Origin of the sequence: Halomarina pelagica (assembly GCF_024228315.1) — an archaeon.
In the GTDB taxonomy this organism is placed as follows: domain Archaea; phylum Halobacteriota; class Halobacteria; order Halobacteriales; family Haloarculaceae; genus Halomarina; species Halomarina pelagica.
In genome coordinates this window covers 3464281-3483102 of the sequence record NZ_CP100454.1, presented here as the reverse complement: position 1 = coordinate 3483102, position 18822 = coordinate 3464281, and the positions used below count along the sequence as shown (strand labels likewise).

Below are 18822 nucleotides of genomic sequence, written 5' to 3'. Positions count from 1 at the left end.
TAGCCGCCTCAAAAGGGTACCGGGAAACACCTATCGGCCGGCCGCGAGTACGACCGCCCATGGCACGCGACCGTGACCTGCCGCCCATTCTGGCGGTCGGCGACGTGCTCGATCGCATCGAGCGCGAATCTGACGCCGACGTGAGCGACGAGATCGGCGACCTGCGCGACGCGCTCGACCGGCTCGCGGAGCGCGAGGAGGTCGGGCGGGCGTCCGTCCTGGACGACGTCGACGAGCGCCTGCTGGCGCTCCGCGAGCGTCTCTCCGGCGACGCCGACTGGTACGCCCAGGCGATCGAGAACCGGATCAGGCAGTATCGGGACGCGTCTGCCGCCGCGAGCGAGACCCTCTCCGTGTCCGCCCCCCGCCTCGAACGGGACGGGTCGGAACTGGACGTGTCGCGCGCCGTCGCGACCACGGCGCACCTCCGGGGGATGCTCGTCAACCGGGGCGAGGCGTCAGACGCGGTCGTCGTCCTCACGTTCTACGCTCCCGACGGAGCGACCGTCAGGACGGTCGAGACGCGGGCGTACCGCCTCGAGGCGGGCGCGCAGCGCGACCTGGACGAGACGGTGTACGTCCCCGAGGAGGCGGACTACTACGCCGTCGCCGTCCTCGCCCCCGGCGACCCGCGCACCGTCGGCGGGGAGACGAACGAGGCGGGCGAAGGGGACAGGCCGACCGAAGCGCAGGCGGACCGGAGCCCGGACGCGGGAGACGGAGAGGAATCGGAGAAGGAACGCTCCGCCGACGGTCGCGAGGAAGCGGACCGGACGGCGACCGTCGAGTAGTCGCGCCCGCTCTGCCGGCGACGCGACTCGCAGTATCGGTCCCGTCGACCCGAATCGTACCACCTTTTGCGTCCACTCGCCTACGCCTCGGCGTGGAGAACGTCACCGACCGCACGAGCAACCCCTTCGGGATGCGTCCGCCCTGTGAACGGTACGTCGCCGGGTACGGCGACGCGAACGCAGACTTCCACGTCGTCGGGGACCACCCCGGCGTACACGGCGGCGTCGAGCCGCGCTCGGCCGCGGGCGGGACGGCGTCGTCCGGGGAGGAGGTCGGCGTTCCGTTCACGAACGACGCCGGGTTGCGTCTCCAGCGGGCGCTCGTCGACGCCGGACTCCTCGAGACGGCCGGCGAGCGCCCGACGGTGAACCGGACGTTCCTCTCGTACCTGCACATGTGCGTCGTGGAGGGAACGCCGACCGAACGCGAGTACGTCGAGATGGAGCGGTTCTTCGACGCCGAGCTTCGAGCCATCGCCGCGCACGTCCTCCTGCCGGTCGGCGAGCGCGCGACGCGGCACGTCATCCAACAGTACACCGCCCGCCCCCCGACGCTCGCAGACGACATGGCGAGCCTGCACGGAACCGAACTCCTCGGGGGTGGCTTCCTCGTCTACCCCGTCCGCGACCCGAGCGAGTGGACCGACGGCGACAGGGAGCGACTCGTGGACGCGCTGACCGACCTGCAGGCCACCGACTTCTACCGCGAGGTGGACCTCGGGCGCTTCCTCCCCGACGGCGACTCCTACCGCGTCCGCTAGCGCAGCAGGACGAACGCGGCGTAGCACGCCGCCGTCGCGACCCCGGCGGCAGTGATCGAGAAGACCGTCACGCGGAGCGCGCCGCGCGCGTCCGCTCGGCGGTTCGCCGGGCTCCTGACGAGGCCGCGGGTGCCTCCCGAGCCGGTGAAGTCGTAGCGACCGGCCAGGGCGAGGCGCACGCAGAAGGCCGTCCGCGCCTGTACGAGCCACTCCAGGCCCAGCGCGAGAGGAACGAACAGGCCCAGCACGAGCGCGTTCGGCGCGCCGGCGGCGACGATCACGACGAGGTACGCGACGGCACCGACGAACCCGACCGCGGCGTAGCGGTATCGCCGCCACCGCTCGGCGCGACCGATGTTGCAGTGGCCGGGGTCGTAGTCGTTCATCGCCCCCGGCTCGGAGCGTCGCTCGACGGACGGTGCCGGGGACCGAGCACGGCGTTCATCGTCGCCTCTAGGTCGGGCGGACGTATATACCGACGGCTGTCACGTCGGCGGTGCCGGAGGGCGTGACCGTCCGTCTCTCAGAGCGGCGGTACGATGTAGACCCCCTTCTCGGGCGTGAGAAACAGGTCGTAGAGGTTGAGCGCGACGACGCCGATGACCGCCAGGAGCACGACCGTCCGCAGCGCCCAGAGCCACAGCGGGGCGATCCCGTCGCTTCCCATCCCCTGTCGCAGTTCGTCCATCGCGTCGCGGCCCATGACCCAGCCGACGAAGACGACGACCAGGAGGACGGTGATCGGCAGGAACAGCGCGACCGCGATGCCGTCGAACCAGCTGAGCCACGCGGTGTCCCACGCGGAGGGGACGCCGAGCAGGAAGATGATCGCGCCGAGCCCGGCCGCGGTCGGCACCCGCGAGAGCCCCTGATCGACGAGGTACGAGGTGACCGCCTCGAGCAGGCTGATCGAGGACGACAGCGCCGCGATGAGGACGACGAGGAAGAACACGACGCCGACGACCCGGCCGAGCGGCAGGTTCGCCAGCGCGGTCGGGATGGCGACGAACACGGCACCCGGGCCGCCCTCGCCCGGATTACCGGTCTGCGTCGCGAGCAGCGGGAGGACGACGAGGCCGGCGAGTACGCCGACGAACGTGTTCGAGACGGCGATGGTGACGCCGTCGGTGAAGAGATTGTCGTCCTTTCCGATGTAGGACGCGTAGGTGATCATCACGCTGAACCCGACCGAGAGCGAGAACAGCGCCTGGCCGACCGCCGCCGGGATGACGGTACTCGCGTTCGAGGCGATCGCCCCCGGCTCGAACGAGAACAGGAACTCGTAGCCCTGACCCGCCCCCGGGAGGGTCGCGGCGAAGACGGCCAGGCCGAGCAGGAGGACGACGATGCTCGGTACCATGAACTTCGTCGCGAGTTCGATGCCGCGCTCGATGCCGAGGGCGACGATGACGACCGTGATGAGCATGAAGGCCGCGTGGAAGGCGACGGCCTCCGGGCCCGCCGAGACCGCTCCGAAGTAGTCCCCCGGGGCGACGAGCGCGTTTCCGTTGAGGCTCCCGACGACGTACCGGATGACCCAGCCGCCGACGACGCTGTAGTACGAGAGCGTCCAGAAGCTCCCGACGATACCGAGCGCGCCGACGAATAACCACTGCGACCGACCGAGTCGTTTGAAGGCGTTGATCGCGTCGAGGTGCGTTCGGCGGCCGATGACGAACTCGGCGAGCAGCGCCGGTATGCCGATGACGACCACGGCGAGCAGGTACACCGCGAGGAACGCGGACCCGCCGGAGGAGGCCGTCTGGAACGGGAATCGCCAGATGTTCCCGAGACCGACGGCGCTCCCGATGGCCGCCAGTATGAACCCGACTCTCGTAGCCCATGTCTCTCGTTCTACCATGTTTGAAACGTGCACACGGAGACCGCCTATAAACACCACGAAACTCCGTGACGCGGACGGCGGTGGAGGCGGAGCCGATCTCCGACGGGGCAAGCGGCGATCCCCGGCGCGACTCGCCGCGCCGGGACGCAATTGCAAGGTGACCGTCTTAGTGCTCGGCGCGGCGAGGGTCGCGAGTGGACGGGGACGAGTCGAGACATATTCGACTGGCCAGCGCAATCGGGACCGACTACCGGGGTACGTCCGGCCCCGCCGTGGAGTGGGTGCTCGTCGACGGTAACCGCCTCGTCATCACCGGCGTCCTCAGCGCCGCGGTCGGCGCGCTCACGTACCTCCTCATCCAGTTCGACCTGCTCCTCGTCGGTCCGGGATCGACGCTTCCGACGCTCCTCGGGAGCGGGATCACGTCCGGCCTGCTGACGCTCATCACCGTCGCGCTCTCGATCAACCAGCTCATCCTGTCGCGCGTCTTCGGCTCGCCGAACGGCCTCGGCGAGCGCCTGGACGCGACGATCGACTTCCGATCGACCGTCGAGGACGTCGCCGACCGGCCGTCCAGCCCGAACGACCCGGCGACGTTCATCGCGTTCGTCGGGCGGACGATGGGGGAGCAGATCGATCGACTCCGGGCGTCGATGGCGGGGAACTCGGCGGACGGGGAGGGGACGCTCGACGAGTACCTCTCGGCCATGGAGGGGTACGCCGACGGTCTCGCCGACACGTACGAGCACGACGGGAGTACGGTCGCGCTGCTCTCCTCCCTGCTCGGTCCGGCCTACGCCGACAACCTCGTCGCGACGAAGCACGTCCTGAAACAGCGTCACCACCTCCTCCCCGCGGAGGCGAACGATCACCTCGAGAAGGTGTACGAACTCCTGAAGGCGATCGCGATCATGCGCCAGTTCTTCAAGACGATGGCCATCCAGCGCGACCTCGCCCGGCTCTCGCGACGGCTCGTCTTCCTCGGGCTGTTCGCGCTGCTCGTCACCGTCTGGCTGACGCTCGTCGAGACGCGCTCGGACGTGGCGATCCCGGCGGGACTCCTCCCCGTCGTGGTGAGCGTCGCCTTCGCGATCATCGCCTCGCCGGTCGCCCTCCTCGGCGCGTACATGATCCGGATCGCCACCGTCTCGCTGTTCAGCGTCTCCGTCGGGCCGTTCATCCCCCCGGAGGAACGGTCGTCGATGGGGAGCGACGGGAGGTGAGGGGGGAACGGGCGTCGTCTGCCCGCCCTCGCTCGCCTCCGCACATCCATCCTTCACACGGCGATCCCTCACACGGCGACCCCTCACACGCCCATCCACCACGCCCGTTCCGCTAATCGCGGCTACGCCTCGCCGTAGACGGGGACCGCCGCGCCGCTGGTGACGCTCGCCGCGTCCGAGCAGAGGAACAGGACCACCTCGGCGATGTCGGCGGGGTCGACCCACGTCTCGTGGTCGGCCTCGGGCATCATCTCGCGGTTCGCCGGGGTGTCGATCACGCTCGGCATGATGGCGTTCGCGCGGACGACGCCCCGGTTCTCCTCGGCGATCGTCTCGGTGAGCAGTCGCACGCCCGCCTTCGAGGCGCGGTAGGGACCGTCCCCCTCGCCGCCCTCGAGCGAGGAGCGGGCGGAGACCGAGACGATCGACCCCTCCGTCTCCGTCAGGTGCGGGAGGGCGTGCTTCGAGGCGAGGAACATCGTCTTCAGGTTCACGTCGAAGAGGAGATCGAACGTCTCCACGTCGGTCGACTCGATGGCGTCGCCGCCGCGCCAGGTCCCCGCGACGTTACAGAGCGCGTCGAGTCGTCCGTGGTCGTCCGCGACCTCCCCGATCACCCGCGCGACGTCGTCCTCGTCGGTGAAGTCGGCCTCGTAGAAGTGGACGCCCTCGCCCGCGTCCAGCAGGGCGTCCTCGTCGCTCGGTTCGACGACGTCCGCCGCGGCGACGGTCGCGCCCGCGTCGCGGAACGCCTCGCAGACGGCGCTTCCGAGCGCGCCGCTCGCGCCCGTGACCAGCGCGACCTGTCCGCCGAAGTCGAAGGTGTGGGACATGCGATCACGGACGGTCGCCGGGCGGATAAACCTACGTCGCGCTCGCGATCACGGTTCGAGGACGAGTTTCCCGAGGAAGCTCTCGCCCAGCACGTCGCGCTGGGCCCGGCTCGCCTCCGCGAGCGGGTAGGTGCGGGCGACCTCGGGGACCACCGACCCGGTCGCCATCAGCCGCGCGAGCCGCGAGAGGACGGCGCTCGTGTCGTCGGTGTTGTACATGCTCATCAGCTGGAAGCGCAGGTCCTTGCCCTTCGACGGCCCCATCGGGACGGTCGCCTCCGAGGCGGTGTTCCCGATGCCGACGATCCGGGCGCGCTCCGCGGCCACCTCCGCGTCGAACGGGAAGTACTCGTTCGTGATCGTATCGAGGATCACGTCCGGCGCGCCCGCCGACCGGACGGCGTCCGCGAGGTCGTCCCGGCGGTAGTCGAGCACCGCGTGCGCGCCGAGGTCGCGCAGGTGGTCGTGGTACGCCTCGCTCGCGGTCGTGACGACCCGCGCGCCAGTCGCGGCGGCCAGCTGGACGGCGACGTGGCCGACCCCGCCGCTCCCGCCGTGGACGAGACACGTCTCGGCGGGTTCGAGCCCGGCGTGGAAGACGAGCGCCTGCCACGCCGTCACGCCGACGAGCGCCATCGCCGCCCCCTCCGCGAACGAGACCCCCTCGGGGAGTTCGGCGACGAGGCCGGCCGGCGCGACCACGCGCTCCGCGTACGTCCCCTGGCGGTCGCTCCCGAGGCCGGTCGCGTAGACGCGGTCCCCCTCGGCGAACCCGTCGACGCCCTCGCCGACGGCGTCCACCACGCCCGCCACGTCGGACCCCGGGATCATCGGGAGTTCGGGCGGCGCGTACTCGCCCGTGCGGAAGTAGGTGTCGACGGGGTTGACGCCGATCGCGCGGGCCTCGATGCGGACCTCGCCGTGGCCCGGGTCGGGCGCGTCGAGGTCGTCGAGTTGCAGTACCTCCGGGCCACCGGTCTCGTGGTAGCGAATCGCGCGCATGGCCGCCACGAGGACGCGGGGGGCGATAAAGCCATCCGACCGGTCCGGGAGCGGCGACAGTCGCCGCGAGGGATACGTACTCGGCGTGGACCGATCCCGCTCAGGTGTAACGATTTGTGCCCCCGCGCCGTACCGCCGGCATGAGCATCGACACCCGCTGTCCCGACTGCGACGTCTCAATGATCCGGGCCGAACCCGTCACCTCCTCCGAGGGCGACCGGCTGACGCTCGTGACCGAGCGGGCGCGGCGTCGGGCGATCGGACCGGCCGCGATGCTGACCGTCGAGGCGTACGTCTGTCCGACCTGTCACCTCGTCCGGTGGTACGCCGACCGCACTTGATCGCGAGTATCGTACCTGTGGAGGGATGCGCGACCGATCGTCGGTCGTGGGATCTATCACGACGTACGATACTCGCGATGAGCGCCGACGCGAAAGGGGTTTGTCGGCGGGTTTCGATGCGGACGACATGGGGCTGAAACGCGTCGGCACGTCGCTGTTCGGGTTCGGGCTGTTCCTCGGGAGCGTCGTCGCCGTGGTCTTCGGAATCGGGAGCGCTCGCACGACGGCGGCGTGCCGACCCGGAGTCGATCCGCAGTACTCGATCGCACGGTTCGACCTCGTCCCCGTCTCCCTGCTCCGCGAGACGCCGCTCTCCGGCCTCGTACGCCCCGAGATCGTCGTCTCGAACGGCTGCACGAGCTACACCGTGAGCGTCCTCGTCCAGTGGGCCGCCGTCTTCGTCGTCCTCGGCCTCGTCGTCGGCGGGATCGGGGTCTTCCGCTCTCGTCCCTGATCCGTTCGTCCGCCTCAGATTTCCGCAATCCGAGAATTTATCAATGGAGGTCGTGACACGTCGGATACCCGACGCAGGTTCACTGCGGTTGGGTGTTGCGCGCTCGCGTGGCGTCGACGGCCACATCGGCACCAGCTGTGAAGCTGTACTAACCGTTGGCATCCTCTCGGCGGTCGACGCGACGCACGTCGCGCGCTCGTGGCTTACATCGAACGATCGGCGGTCTCCCCCCCGCCGTCGTTCTCGACGGACGTCCCCCCAGTTCCGACGGCGACCAGAGGGTGCGGCCGTCGCGTCTCCTCCGCCGGTCGCCGTCCCTATCACTGTCTCTCGTCTCCTCCCCTCTCGTCCCGTCTCGTCTCGTCCTATCCCGTCCCGTCTCGTCTTCGTCACTCCCCTCGTTCCCCTCGTCGTCCCGTCGTCGCCCCCGTCACCGGGGCGCGTGGGTGCTGCCACCGAACCGGCGGGATTTATGCGCCCGCCAGTCCCGGTTCCGCCTGATGAAGCTTCACGAATATCAGGCGAAGGGAGTATTCGCCGAGGCGGGCATTCCGGTCCCCGAGTCGGAACTCGCCGAGACCGTCGACGAGGTCGTCGACGCCGCGGGGCGCATCGGCTACCCCGTGGCCGTCAAGGCGCAGGTGCAGGTCGGCGGCCGCGGCAAGGCCGGGGGAATCGAACTCGTCGACGACGAGGCGGAGGCGCGCGAGGCCGCCGACGCCATCCTCGGGATGGACCTCAAGGGCCTGCACGTCGGGAGCGTGCTGGTCGAGGAGGCCGTCGACTTCACCGACGAACTCTACGTCGGCGTCACGATGGACCGCACCGTGGGCCGCCCGGTCGCCATGGTCTCCACGCGGGGCGGGGTGAACATCGAGGAGGTCGCCGAGGAGGACCCCGACGCCATCGCGCGCGTCCACGTCGACCCCTCGTTCGGCATGCACCCCTACCAGGCGCGCAACGCCGTCTACGACGCGGGCGTGGACCGCGAGGTCGCCCGCGACGTCGCCTCGGTGCTGACGACGCTCTACGACCTCTGGGACGACAAGGACGCGACCGACATCGAGGTCAACCCGCTCATGGTCACGGCGGACGACGAGGTGATCGCCGCCGACGCCGTGATGAACGTCGACGACGACGCGCTGTTCCGCCACCCCGACCTCCGGGAGATGGAGGAGGAGGGCGACGTCGACGGGGACGACCTCGAGGCGAAGGCCGACGAGTACGGCTTCGACTACGTCCGCCTCGACGGCGACGTCGGCATCATCGGCAACGGCGCGGGCCTCGTCATGACGACGCTCGACCTCGTGGACTACTACGGCGGCGCGCCCGCCAACTTCCTCGACATCGGCGGCGGCGCGAAGGCCGAGCGCGTGACGAACGCGCTCGACATGGTCTTCTCCGACCCGAACGTCGAGAGCGTCGTCTTCAACATCTTCGGCGGGATCACCCGCGGCGACGAGGTGGCGAAGGGCATCAACGAGGCGCTGGAGAGCTTCGAGGAGATCCCGAAACCGGTCGTCGTCCGCCTCGCGGGCACGAACGCCGAGGAGGGCATGGAGATCCTGAACACCGACCTCGTGACGGTCGAGGGGACGCTGGAGGAGGCCGTCCAGCGTGCCGTCGAATTCGCGGACGCGGAGGGTGAACAATGAGCATTCTGGTCGACAACGACACGCGCGTCGTGGTACAGGGCATCACCGGCGGCGAGGGCAAGTTCCACACCGAGCAGATGGCGGAGTACGGCACGAACGTCGTCGCCGGCGCGGTCCCCGGAAAGGGCGGACAGGACGTGAACGGCATCCCCGTCTACGACACCGTCGCCGGGGCCGTCGAAGAGGAGGACGCGGACGCGAGCGTCGTCTTCGTCCCGCCGGCGTTCGCCGCCGACGCCGTCTTCGAGGCGCTCGACACCGACCTCGACCTCGTGGTCGCCATCACCGAGGGCGTCCCCCAGCAGGACATGGCGCGCGTCTACAAGCGCCTCTCGGAGGTCGACACCCGGCTGATCGGGCCGAACTGCCCCGGCCTCATCACCCCCGGCGAGGCGAAACTGGGCATCCTGCCGGGCAACATCTTCGCCGAGGGGAACGTCGGCCTCGTCTCGCGCTCGGGTACCCTGACCTACCAGGTCGTCGACAACCTCACCAAGCGCGGCATCGGCCAGTCCACCGCCGTCGGCATCGGCGGCGACCCGATCATCGGGACGGACTTCGTCGACGCGCTCTCGCTGTTCGAGGACGACCCCGAGACCGAGGCCGTCGTCATGTGCGGCGAGATCGGCGGCGAGGACGAGGAGGAGGCCGCCGCCTTCATCAAGGAGCACATGGACACGCCCGTCGCGGGCTTCATCGCCGGGCGGACGGCCCCGCCGGGCAAGCGCATGGGCCACGCGGGTGCCATCGTCTCCGGGTCGGGGACCGGCACCGCCCAGAGCAAGATCCAGGCGCTCAACGACGCGGGCGTCCCCGTCGGCGACACGCCCGACGAGGTCGTCGAGAACGTCGAGCAGTTCCTGTAGACCCCCTCCCCCTACCCGATCGCTTTTTGGTCCCCGCGTCCGCACGCCACCCGATGAGCGACTGGGACGCAGACCGGTACGACGACCGCCACGGCTTCGTCTCCGAGTACGGCCGCGACGTGCTGGACCTGCTCGCGCCCGAGCGCGGCGAGCGCGTGCTCGACCTCGGCTGCGGCACGGGACACCTCACCGCCGCCATCGCGGACGCGGGGGCGACCGCGGTGGGCGTCGACCGCGAGCGTTCGATGCTGGCGGAGGCGCGGGTCGCCCACCCCGACGCGGCGTTCGTCGAGGGGGACGCCCGCGCGCTCCCCCTCCGGGGCGGCCTCGACGCCGTCTTCTCGAACGCCGCGCTCCACTGGGTGCCCGAGGCGGACGCCGGGCGCGTCGCGGGCGAGGTGGCGCGCGTCCTCCGTCCGGGCGGCCGGTTCGTCGCCGAACTGGGCGGGGCGGGCAACGTCGAGAGCGCGCGGACGGCCCTGCACGCCGAACTCGCGGCGAGGGGGGTCGATCCGGCCGACCGCGACCCGTGGTACTTCCCGAGCGTCGGGACGTACGCGACCGTCCTCGAGCGCGCGGGGTTCGAGGTCGCGTACGCCCGCCTGTTCGACCGACCCACGGAACTCGACGGCCCGGAGGGACTGCGGGAGTGGCTCCGGATGTTCTGCGGGTCCTTCCTCGACGCCGTGGACGACCGCGAGGCGGTCGCGCGAGCGGTCGAGGATCGACTGGCGGGGCGGTACGACCCCGACCGCGAGGCGTGGACGATGGACTACCGGCGGCTCCGCGTGGTCGCTCGCCTCCCGCCCGCGGCGTCGCGGTAGCCCCCGAACGAAGCCTTTAGTCCGCGGCGACCCTCGATACGGTATGCGAGCCCAGCCCCCCGGTCCCTCCGGCTACCCCGTCGTGGGCAACACCTACCACTACGCTCGCGATCCGTTCTCGTTCATGGACGCCGTCCGGCGCGCCTACGGCGACGTGGCGCGGTTCACGCTCGGTCCCGTCGACGCCTACATGCTGTCGAACCCGGACGACGTGGAGCGCGTGCTCGTCACCGAGGAACCGACGTTCCGCAAGGCGGACTTCGGGGACGAGGCGGTCCACGCCCTGCTCGGGAAGGGCCTGCTCCTGAGCGAAGGGACCTTCTGGGAGGAGCAACGTCGCCTCGCCCAGCCCGCGTTCACCATGGGTCGCGTCAGCGGACTCGTGGAGACGATGGCGGAGAAGACGGCCGCGACGCTCGATGAGTGGACCGACGGCGAGACGATGAACGTCCACCTCGAACTGGCCCGCCTCACGGTCGAGATCATCGTCGAGGCGATGTTCGGCACGGAGATCGACGAGCGGACGGTCCGAACGGTGCAGGACAACCTCGAACCGCTCGGCGCGCGCTTCGAACCCGACCCGATCCGCTTTCTCGTCCCCTCGTGGGTGCCGAGCGCGGAGAACCGCGAGTACTACGACGCCCTCTCGACGCTCGAAGGCGTCGTCGAGGACCTCATCGAGCGCCGCCGCGGGACGGAGGCGGAGGGGACGGACTTCCTCTCGATCCTCCTGCGCGCGCAGGCGCGGGGCGACCAGACCGACCGACAGCTCCGCGACGAGATGATGACGATGCTGCTCGCGGGACACGACACGACGGCGCTGACGCTCACCTACGCGTTCCACCAGCTCGGCTGTCACCCCGAGGTCGAGCGGCGACTGCACGAGGAGGTCGATCGCGTGCTCGGGGACGCGCAGACGAGCGAGTCCGCGCGGGCCGGAGACGAGCGACTGCGCCCCACGATGGCCGACCTGCGCGATCTCGAGTACACCGAGCGCGTCCTGAAGGAGACGATGCGCCTCCTGCCGCCGGTGTACACGCTCTTTCGGCAGGCGAACGCCGACGTCCGCGTCGGCGGCTACCGCGTCCCGAAGGACGCGCTCGTGATGCTCCCGCAGTGGGTCGTCCACCGGGACCCCGCGTACTGGGACGACCCCGAGACGTTCGACCCGGACCGCTGGCTCCCCGAGCGGTCCCGCGACCGCCACCGCTACGCCTACTTCCCCTTCGGGGCCGGACCGCGCCACTGCATCGGCAAGCAGTTCTCCATGGTCGAGGCGAAGGTCATCGCGAGCACGATCGCCGGTCGGTTCTCGCTCGAACTCGTCTCCGACGCCGACCTGTCGTTTCGCCCCTCGCTGACGATGCACCCGCGCGACCCCGTCGAGGTCAGGGTCCACGAGCGCTGAGGGACGCTCAGGGACTTCCGTACCGATCCCCCACGTACGGCGAGGGATCTCGCTCGGCCCTACCGGTTCATGTTACCGCTATTTCAGCGGCTAAGTAGGCGGGAGGTGAACCGGCAGAGGTGCCAATGGCCGATACAGAATTCACCGAGGAGTACGGGAGCGACGGCGGCGGGAAGGTCAAGCGCGCCGTCGGCGTGCTCGCCGTGTTCGCCGTGTTGCTCGTGCTCCTGAAGCTCCGCCGGGGGGGTTCGTCGAGCGGGGAGGAGAGCGCGGGTGAGAGCGGGGGAGAGGACTACGTCGAACTCGACGAGAGCGACGAGCGGGAGGGCGTCGACACGGTCAGCACCTCGAAGGACGAGGAGGACGAGATCGAGGTCACGACGTCGAAATCGAAATCGAAGATCGGGGGCGGTCGATTCGAGGAACTCGACGTCGTGGACTACCTCGGGATCCTCGCGGCGGCGCTGCAGGCGGCCCGCGACGAGTACCGCATCCGGACCAGCCGCTGAGCGGTCACTCCTACCGTTTTCCTACCTCCCTCATCGGTAGAGTCATCTCCCCGGCCCGCACGCGTGTACCCGATGCACACACCCGAGTTCGGAGTCGAGGGGCAGTCGGTCGTCGTGACGGGCGCGAGCCGGGGCATCGGTCGCGCGATCGCGGAGACGTTCGCCGCCGCGGGCGCGGACGTGACGATCTGTTCGCGCTCGATGGAGCGCGTGGGGCCGGTCGCGGAGGGGATCGATCGGGCCGACGGCGGTCGCGCGCTCGCCGTGGAGTGCGACGTCCGCGATCGCGGTGACGTCGAGGCGCTGTTCGAGGCGGCGGTCGAGGAGTTCGGTCGCGTCGACGCGCTCGTGAGCAACGCGGGCGGCGAGTTCGTCGCCGCTTTCGAGGACATCTCGGAGAACGGCTGGGAGGCCGTCACAGACCTCAACCTCGGCGGGACCTACCGCTGCGCGCAGGTCGCCGGCGAGTACATGCGCGCGGACGGCGGCGGGACGATCGTCAACCTCGCCAGCGTGAACGGCCAGCACCCCGCGCCCGGCGAGAGCCACTACGGGGCGGCGAAGGCCGGCGTCATCCGCCTCACCGAGACGCTCGCGGTCGAGTGGGCGGAGTACGGCATCCGCGTCAACTGCATCGCGCCGGGGCTGATCCAGACGCCGGGCGTCGCCGAGACGCTCGGCATCGACGAGTCGGAGGTCCCGCCGCGCGAGCAGGTCGACCGACGCATCGGTCACCCCGAGGAGATCGCCGACCTCGTCTGCTTCCTCTGTTCGCCCGCCGCGTCGTTCCTGAACGGCGAGACGGTCACCGCGAAGGGCGTCCCGCGAGCGGGCAACGCGATGAACGTCGACCTCGGACTGCAGTAGTTCGGGGTCGAATCAGAGGTCCTTCCGCATCGAGAGGTGCGGGATCCCGGCGTCCATGAACACCTCGTCGCTGGTGATCGCGTAGTCGAGTCGCTCGTAGAAGCCGACGGCGTGGGTCTGTGCGTCGAGGACGAGCCGGTCGTAGCCCGCCGCGCGCGCGGCGGCTTCGACCGCGTCCATGAGGCGGCGACCCCACCCCTCGCCCCGGACGGACTCGCGGACCGCGACGCGCTGGACCTTCCCGGTGTGGGGGTCGTCGTAGGGGACGAGCCGCGCCGCCCCGACCGCCTCGCCCTCGGCGTCGTAGGCGACGAAGTGGATCGTGTCGGCGGACTCGTCCCGGTCGTCGTACTCGAGGTCCTCGGGCACGTCCTGTCCCTCGACGAATACCTCGTGGCGGACGGCGAGCGCGTCCGCCAGCTGTTGGTCGGTCTCGACGCGAACGACGCGGTCGATCATGGACGCGGTTCGAATCGCGAGGGTGAAATCCCGTCGGTTCGGGGGAACTCGGGAGGGGCCGCCAGCGGTTCGGAGTCTCACGATCGTTTCGCCGGGACTGTGCGGGGGTCGCACGCCCGGAGGTCTCACTTGTATCGGTCCCGCCTACTCCGGAATCGATGACAGAGAACGTGCTGTTCGAGTCGGTATCGATAGGCGGGTTGGACCTCGACAACCGCGTCGGCCTCGCGCCGATGACGCGGACGAGCGCGACGGCCGACGGCCGGGCGACGACGGAGATGGCCCGGTACTACGCGAAGTTCGCGCGCGGCGGGTTCGGCGTGCTCATCACCGAGGGGACGTACGTGGACGCGGAGCACAGCCAGGGGTACGACGATCAGCCGGGGCTGGTGACGGACGACCACGTCGAGGCGTGGCGACGCGTGACCGACGCCGTCCACGACGAGGGGAGCCCGATCCTCGCTCAGTTGATGCACGCGGGGCCGCAGATGCAGGGTAACCGGTACGTCGAGGAGGCGGTCGGCCCCTCGGAGGTCGAAGCGAAGGGCGAACAGCTCGAGCTCTACGGCGGGTCCGGCGAGTTCCCCGCGCCGCGGCGACTCTCGGCCGACGACCTCGACGACGTCGCCGCGTCCTTCGCGGACGCCGCGCGCAACGCCCACGAGGCGGGGTTCGACGGCGTCGAGGTCCACGGGGCGAACGGGTACCTCCTCGACGCGTTCCTCACCGACTATCTCAACCGACGGGACGACGAGTACGGGGGGGACGCCGAGAGTCGGGTCCGCTTTCCCGCGACGGTCGTCGAGTCGGTGCGGGAGGCGACGCCCGAGGACTTCGTCGTCGGGATCCGGCTCTCGCAGACGAAGGTGACCGACGACGAGTACCGGTGGCCGGGCGGAGCGGACGAGGCCGAAGTCGTCTTCGGGACGCTGTCCGAGGCCGGCGTCGACTACCTCCACGTCACCGAACCCGACGCGACCGAACCGGCGTTCGACGCCGGTTCGACGTTGACCGAACTCGCCGCGACGTACGGAGACACGCCGGTCGTCGCGAACGGGTCGCTCGGTGCGCCCGAGAAGGCGCGCGAAGCCGTCGAGGACGGCGCGTCGGTGGTCACCCTGGCGACGGGCGCGCTGGCCAATTCCGACTGGCCGAAGCGCGTCGCCGACGGCCGGCCGCTCGACGAGTTCGACCCGGCGGCGTTTCTCGTCCCCGACGCGTCGCTCACCGACGCGGAGGTACCGAGCGACGTGACGATCCCGGCGGACGACTGAGTCGACGGAGCGCGAGTGACCGACGGAGCGCGAGCGACGGTCGTCCCTCCCGGCCCGAGGCATTATCACCGCCTCGGGCCGGGATCGATGACCTCGGACCGGAACCGATCGCAACGTTCATGATCGAGTACTGGTTACGTCGGCGTAGTACCGGACGAGGTCGGCGGTCGCCCCGCGAGGGCGGAGATCTACCCGCCCCTGGGTTGACAATTTCGTTCGAAACACCCCTCATGTCTCGATAAACTGGGTAGAAGATTCGATTTTAGTGCTGGATTGTTCGATCCGGTAGCGTCGGACGGATCGGTTCGACGGTCGTGTCGGTTCGACGGTTGTATCGGTTCGACGGTTGTATCGGTTCGACGGTGGGACCGATCGATCGGTCCGAACGTCCACCGTATCTCGGCCGAATCACTTCCGTATCTCGGCCGGACCACCTCAGTACCTCGGTTAGAGCATCCCCTTCATCTCGGCGATCGCGCGGATGTCCTCCGCGACCTCGTGCATCGCGTCGTCGATCTCCGAGAGGACGGTGATGGTCGCCTCGAGGTCGGTGTTCAACTCGGCGACGTAGTAGGTGCCCCCTTTGACGCCGCCGCTCTGGCTGGTGAGGGCGATCTGGCCGTGGAGGGAGAGTTCCTGGAGGTGATCGCGCATGCGACGCTGGACGAGCGGTTCGCTCCCGACGCTCTCGGCGATCTCGCGGTAGACGGGGTAGACCTCGCCCGTTCGCGCCGGCGTCTCGTCGCGCACTTCGAGCAGGGTGACCGCGGTGAGGACGTACTTGTTCTGCGGGGTGAGCCCGCGGATGCCCTCCATCACGTGGTTGCGCTTGAGGATGTCGTGGGCCGTCTCGACGTGGTCGGTCGTCACCACGTCGTCGCCCTCGGTCTGGGCCATCTTGCTCGCCTTGTAGAGGTGGTTGATCGCCTGGCGCGCGGACCCCTCGTCCTTGGCGGCGTACGCCGAGCAGAGCTGGATCACGCCGTCGTCGAGCACGTCGTCCGCGAGGGCGATCTCCGCCCGCCGCTTCAGGATGTCACAGAGCTGCTGGGAGTCGTAGGACGGGAAGTCGATGACGTAGTCGTAGAGCGTGTCCTTGACCTTCGGGGAGAGGTTGTCGCGGAAGGAGAAGTCGTTCGAGATGCCGACGAACGACACCTTCGCCTCCTCCAGCTTGCCGTTCGAGTGCGCGCGCGGGATCTGATAGAGGATCTGATCGTCGTCGCCGATCGCGTCGATCTCGTCGAAGACGATGACGATGGTGCCGCCGATCCCGTCGAGGCGACCGAACAGCCGCGAGTAGAGGATGTCCGGTGCGTGCCCGTTCGGTCGCTCCGTGACGTCGTCGTCGAGTTCCACGAGGAGCTGTCCCGTGACCTGGTACGACGAGGTGAGTTCGTTACAGGAGACGTAGACGGGGGTGAGGTCCTCGTCCATCTCGTCCTCGAAGAAGAGCTTGAGGTCGTTGAGCGCGTAGCGGGTCGCGGCCGTCTTCCCCTGTCCGGCCTTGCCGTAGAGGAACATGTTGTCCGGGGTGAACCCGCGCGTCGCGGGCGAGAGCGCCTCGTACATCTGCGACAGCTCGGCCTCGCGCTCGGGAAGTTCCTCCGGCACCCAGTCCTCCCCGAGAACCATGTCGTTCTCGATGATGTCCGTCTGCTTCCGAAACGAGGGCATACCCGGACACCTGGCGGAACGTGAATAAATAACCCCGCGTCTTCATTGTCCGCATCGACCGAAATGTCGTATATATTTAACCCCGGCCCACCCCTCGTGTCCGCATAAGTCGCGCGGGAGAGGGGAGGGGAGAGCGAGCGCCGTGCGCGTGTTTCACACCATTATATGGCAATAATTGCCGGGTTTTGCTCCGCTAGACCTCCACGAGCGATTTATGCGGACACGAGGGGTGGGGGGCCGAGCCACGCGAGCGTAACTACCCCCCGCTAGCGACGCTACGTCGAGAACTCCGCGTCAGAGATCGGTCACTGGACTAGTAGCTAGGACTAGACTAGTAGCTAGGCTAGCGACAGGATCAGTGAGCGGTACTACGAACAGTGCTAGCGCGCCACGCTCCGATCAGCGCTTGCGGGGTCAGTGGCGGTAACGCCGTCTATTGTACGCATCGTCTGTTGTACGCGTCGTCTGTTGTACGCGTTCCACGACCGTCGGTCCCTCGAGAGTGAACGGTCGGCGTGGACGGACAGCGGACACGCGCTATACGTCACGGACACGCACTCCACTTCGCGGACAGTCGCGCTGCTCGTCGAGAAGTCGACGTCGCCGCGCGCGCAAAAGAGTGAACCGCGATAGGTCGTACTCCGAGCGATCGCGTCAGCTCTGCTGCTGGTCCTGGCTCTGGTCCTGCTCCTGGCTCTGGTCGGGTTCGTCGCCCGAGTCGGCTCCGAACTGGAGCGCGGAGTCGACGGTGACGTCACCGCCCGACTGGCTCTGGGACCCGGCGTCCTCGTCCTGGGTCTGCGTCATGTCGCCCTGGGACTGCTCCTGCGCGCCGGTGTCCTGGCTCTGGTCCTGGCTCTGTTCGCCGTCGCAGTCGCACTCCTCGACGGTTCCCTGGCCCTGGAAGTACGCTTCCGTGTGGTCGTCGTCGGACTCGCTCAGTGACTGGAACTGCGCGCCGCCGGTCAGACTATCGCTCTGGGACTGGCCCTGAAGCTGGGACTCGCCCGCGCTGTAGTCGTCCGTCGTACGCTCCTGGTCCTGGGCCTGCACGCCGAGCTGGAAGCCGCCGAACCCGAACTGGGCCTGCGTCTGCACCTGCCCCTGGTTCTGCGACTCGGTCTGGACGCCGTCGGTGCCGTCCTGGCTCTGGTCCTGGTCCTGGCTCTGGTCCTGGTCCTGGCTCTGCTCGCCGCCGTCGTTCAGCTGCGCCTGACCCTGGCCCTGCCCGGTGTTCTGTTCCTGCTCCTGCACGTTGTCCTCGCCGGACTGGTCCTGGGTCTCCTCCTGCGTCTGGTCCTGATCCTGGCTCTGGGTGGCGTCGTCGGCCAGCTGAACCTGCGCCTGTCCCTCGATGGCGTTCTGCTCCTGGCTCTGTACGTTGTCCTCGCCGGACTGCGCCTCCGCCTGGGCCTGATCCGTCGACTGCGACTGCGATTGGTCGCTGTCGGTCCCGACCTGGGCGGACCACTGCGCCTTGTACTGTGACTGTGCCTGTGTCTGCTCGTTGTCCGTCGCGGTCGCCTCTCCGTTGGCACTCACCGTGCCAGCGAAACTGCTCGCGACGAGCATGACGACGATCAGGGTCGCGATGAGCCGCGTGACCGTCGTTCTCCTTCCTGCGCTCGCACTGGAGCGCCGACTGTTTGGAATCATCCGCGACGATGCCACATCACAGACACGCTTTATTATAGACTGATTGACGGGACATACGTTCGGGTTTAATCTCGCCCCGATCCGTTAGACGTGGCATTATCTCGGAACTGAACCTTATTTAGATCATCTACTACGTAATTTGAGATATTGCCGCTTCGAGTATGGGATAGCGATCCGACCGCCGGAGAGCGTCACGGACGGACGCGTTTGACTGGCCTCTTCCTCTTCCTCTTCCTCTTCCTCTTCCTCTTCCTCTTCCTCTTCCTCTTCCGAAGATCGCGCTCTCGTGCTCCCGCTTCCTCGCTCCCTCGCTCCCTCCGCGTGCGGCCGATCGATCATCTCTTCGGCGTTCGTTCCTCTCTCGTCAGCGTCTCCGGCA

At 68.9% G+C, this 18822-nt stretch carries 19 protein-coding genes; 12 read left to right on the top strand and 7 right to left on the bottom strand.

All coding sequences use genetic code 11. From position 1 onward, the window contains the following. Positions 1 to 59: 59 nt before the first annotated feature. Positions 60 to 791, top strand: a complete 732-nt coding sequence (locus NKI68_RS18240; protein ID WP_254544551.1) for a hypothetical protein — start codon at positions 60 to 62, stop codon at positions 789 to 791. 92 nt (positions 792 to 883) lie between these two features. Then, complete coding sequence (locus tag NKI68_RS18235) at positions 884 to 1552, top strand: uracil-DNA glycosylase family protein (protein WP_254544550.1); 669 nt, start codon at positions 884 to 886, stop codon at positions 1550 to 1552. On the opposite strand, the gene NKI68_RS18230 is transcribed toward NKI68_RS18235, so the two are convergent. Beyond that, a complete protein-coding gene (locus NKI68_RS18230; protein ID WP_254544549.1) occupies positions 1549 to 1938 on the bottom strand; it encodes a hypothetical protein in 390 nt (129 codons plus the stop codon). The two genes, NKI68_RS18235 and NKI68_RS18230, sit on opposite strands and share 4 nt — an antisense overlap. A 137-nt stretch (positions 1939 to 2075) precedes the next feature. Beyond that, positions 2076 to 3413 (bottom strand): sodium-dependent transporter, encoded by a 1338-nt coding sequence (locus NKI68_RS18225; protein WP_254544548.1) that lies wholly within the window; start codon positions 3411 to 3413, stop codon positions 2076 to 2078. Between the two features lie 176 nt (positions 3414 to 3589). Between NKI68_RS18225 and NKI68_RS18220 the strand changes: the two genes are divergently transcribed. Continuing rightward, positions 3590 to 4618 carry a DUF7972 family membrane protein gene (locus NKI68_RS18220; protein WP_254544547.1) on the top strand — a complete coding sequence of 343 codons (1029 nt, stop codon included), beginning with the start codon at positions 3590 to 3592 and terminating at the stop codon, positions 4616 to 4618. A 122-nt stretch (positions 4619 to 4740) separates the two neighbouring features. On the opposite strand, the gene NKI68_RS18215 is transcribed toward NKI68_RS18220, so the two are convergent. Together NKI68_RS18215 and NKI68_RS18210 are read right to left on the bottom strand one after the other, a co-directional pair. Further along, entirely contained in the window at positions 4741 to 5451 is a 711-nt protein-coding gene (locus tag NKI68_RS18215) for an SDR family oxidoreductase (RefSeq protein WP_254544546.1), read from the bottom strand. A gap of 48 nt (positions 5452 to 5499) precedes the next feature. After that, positions 5500 to 6453, bottom strand: a complete 954-nt coding sequence (locus NKI68_RS18210) for an NADPH:quinone reductase (protein ID WP_254544545.1) — start codon at positions 6451 to 6453, stop codon at positions 5500 to 5502. A 140-nt stretch (positions 6454 to 6593) separates the two neighbouring features. Between NKI68_RS18210 and NKI68_RS18205 the strand changes: the two genes are divergently transcribed. From NKI68_RS18205 to NKI68_RS18170, 8 genes are all read left to right on the top strand, one after another. After that, on the top strand, positions 6594 to 6794 hold the full coding sequence (locus NKI68_RS18205; protein ID WP_254544544.1) for a hypothetical protein: 201 nt from the start codon (positions 6594 to 6596) through the stop codon (positions 6792 to 6794). 127 nt (positions 6795 to 6921) lie between these two features. Then, positions 6922 to 7248, top strand: a complete 327-nt coding sequence (locus tag NKI68_RS18200; RefSeq protein ID WP_254544543.1) for a hypothetical protein — start codon at positions 6922 to 6924, stop codon at positions 7246 to 7248. Positions 7249 to 7748: 500 nt separating this feature from the next. After that, positions 7749 to 8903 (top strand): ADP-forming succinate--CoA ligase subunit beta, encoded by a 1155-nt coding sequence (gene sucC / locus NKI68_RS18195; protein WP_254544542.1) that lies wholly within the window; start codon positions 7749 to 7751, stop codon positions 8901 to 8903. Next, positions 8900 to 9769, top strand: coding sequence for a succinate--CoA ligase subunit alpha (sucD, locus tag NKI68_RS18190; RefSeq protein ID WP_254544541.1), 870 nt, complete (start codon positions 8900 to 8902; stop codon positions 9767 to 9769). The genes sucC and sucD overlap by 4 nt, the downstream gene beginning before the upstream one ends. Before the next feature lie 53 nt (positions 9770 to 9822). Further along, the gene (locus NKI68_RS18185) at positions 9823 to 10593 is read left to right on the top strand and encodes a class I SAM-dependent methyltransferase (protein WP_254544540.1); all 771 of its coding nucleotides are present in this window, start codon (positions 9823 to 9825) and stop codon (positions 10591 to 10593) included. 43 nt (positions 10594 to 10636) lie between these two features. After that, the gene (locus NKI68_RS18180) at positions 10637 to 12001 is read left to right on the top strand and encodes a cytochrome P450 (RefSeq protein WP_254544539.1); all 1365 of its coding nucleotides are present in this window, start codon (positions 10637 to 10639) and stop codon (positions 11999 to 12001) included. Between the two features lie 125 nt (positions 12002 to 12126). Next, positions 12127 to 12510 (top strand): hypothetical protein, encoded by a 384-nt coding sequence (locus NKI68_RS18175; RefSeq protein ID WP_254544538.1) that lies wholly within the window; start codon positions 12127 to 12129, stop codon positions 12508 to 12510. A 72-nt stretch (positions 12511 to 12582) separates the two neighbouring features. Beyond that, the gene (locus NKI68_RS18170) at positions 12583 to 13377 is read left to right on the top strand and encodes an SDR family NAD(P)-dependent oxidoreductase (protein ID WP_254544537.1); all 795 of its coding nucleotides are present in this window, start codon (positions 12583 to 12585) and stop codon (positions 13375 to 13377) included. A gap of 12 nt (positions 13378 to 13389) precedes the next feature. Here NKI68_RS18170 and NKI68_RS18165 read toward each other — a convergent pair whose 3' ends face one another. Then, the gene (locus NKI68_RS18165) at positions 13390 to 13836 is read right to left on the bottom strand and encodes a GNAT family N-acetyltransferase (protein WP_254544536.1); all 447 of its coding nucleotides are present in this window, start codon (positions 13834 to 13836) and stop codon (positions 13390 to 13392) included. 158 nt (positions 13837 to 13994) lie between these two features. Here NKI68_RS18165 and NKI68_RS18160 point away from each other — a divergent pair, with 158 nt between their 5' ends. Next, positions 13995 to 15110: an NADH:flavin oxidoreductase gene (locus NKI68_RS18160; protein ID WP_254544535.1), complete on the top strand. Its 1116-nt coding sequence runs from the start codon at positions 13995 to 13997 to the stop codon at positions 15108 to 15110. A 447-nt stretch (positions 15111 to 15557) separates the two neighbouring features. On the opposite strand, the gene NKI68_RS18155 is transcribed toward NKI68_RS18160, so the two are convergent. Together NKI68_RS18155 and NKI68_RS18150 are read right to left on the bottom strand one after the other, a co-directional pair. Then, positions 15558 to 16787, bottom strand: a complete 1230-nt coding sequence (locus NKI68_RS18155) for a Cdc6/Cdc18 family protein (RefSeq protein ID WP_254544534.1) — start codon at positions 16785 to 16787, stop codon at positions 15558 to 15560. A 654-nt stretch (positions 16788 to 17441) separates the two neighbouring features. Continuing rightward, entirely contained in the window at positions 17442 to 18329 is an 888-nt protein-coding gene (locus NKI68_RS18150) for a putative sodium/potassium/calcium exchanger (RefSeq protein ID WP_254544533.1), read from the bottom strand. Positions 18330 to 18822 lie beyond the last annotated feature (493 nt).

Excerpts from the sequence above, each read along its gene's own strand:
- NKI68_RS18205 (WP_254544544.1), top strand. The coding sequence starts at position 6,594 with ATGAGCATCGACACCCGCTGTCCCGACTGCGACGTCTCAATGATCCGG.
- NKI68_RS18180 (WP_254544539.1), top strand. The coding sequence starts at position 10,637 with ATGCGAGCCCAGCCCCCCGGTCCCTCCGGCTACCCCGTCGTGGGCAAC.
- NKI68_RS18155 (WP_254544534.1), bottom strand. The coding sequence starts at position 16,787 with ATGCCCTCGTTTCGGAAGCAGACGGACATCATCGAGAACGACATGGTT.
- NKI68_RS18200 (WP_254544543.1), top strand. The coding sequence starts at position 6,922 with ATGGGGCTGAAACGCGTCGGCACGTCGCTGTTCGGGTTCGGGCTGTTC.
- NKI68_RS18160 (WP_254544535.1), top strand. The coding sequence starts at position 13,995 with ATGACAGAGAACGTGCTGTTCGAGTCGGTATCGATAGGCGGGTTGGAC.
- NKI68_RS18215 (WP_254544546.1), bottom strand. The coding sequence starts at position 5,451 with ATGTCCCACACCTTCGACTTCGGCGGACAGGTCGCGCTGGTCACGGGC.
- sucD (WP_254544541.1), top strand. The coding sequence starts at position 8,900 with ATGAGCATTCTGGTCGACAACGACACGCGCGTCGTGGTACAGGGCATC.
- NKI68_RS18165 (WP_254544536.1), bottom strand. The coding sequence starts at position 13,836 with ATGATCGACCGCGTCGTTCGCGTCGAGACCGACCAACAGCTGGCGGAC.
- NKI68_RS18170 (WP_254544537.1), top strand. The coding sequence starts at position 12,583 with ATGCACACACCCGAGTTCGGAGTCGAGGGGCAGTCGGTCGTCGTGACG.
- NKI68_RS18230 (WP_254544549.1), bottom strand. The coding sequence starts at position 1,938 with ATGAACGACTACGACCCCGGCCACTGCAACATCGGTCGCGCCGAGCGG.
- sucC (WP_254544542.1), top strand. The coding sequence starts at position 7,749 with ATGAAGCTTCACGAATATCAGGCGAAGGGAGTATTCGCCGAGGCGGGC.
- NKI68_RS18175 (WP_254544538.1), top strand. The coding sequence starts at position 12,127 with ATGGCCGATACAGAATTCACCGAGGAGTACGGGAGCGACGGCGGCGGG.
- NKI68_RS18185 (WP_254544540.1), top strand. The coding sequence starts at position 9,823 with ATGAGCGACTGGGACGCAGACCGGTACGACGACCGCCACGGCTTCGTC.
- NKI68_RS18240 (WP_254544551.1), top strand. The coding sequence starts at position 60 with ATGGCACGCGACCGTGACCTGCCGCCCATTCTGGCGGTCGGCGACGTG.
- NKI68_RS18210 (WP_254544545.1), bottom strand. The coding sequence starts at position 6,453 with ATGCGCGCGATTCGCTACCACGAGACCGGTGGCCCGGAGGTACTGCAA.
- NKI68_RS18225 (WP_254544548.1), bottom strand. The coding sequence starts at position 3,413 with ATGGTAGAACGAGAGACATGGGCTACGAGAGTCGGGTTCATACTGGCG.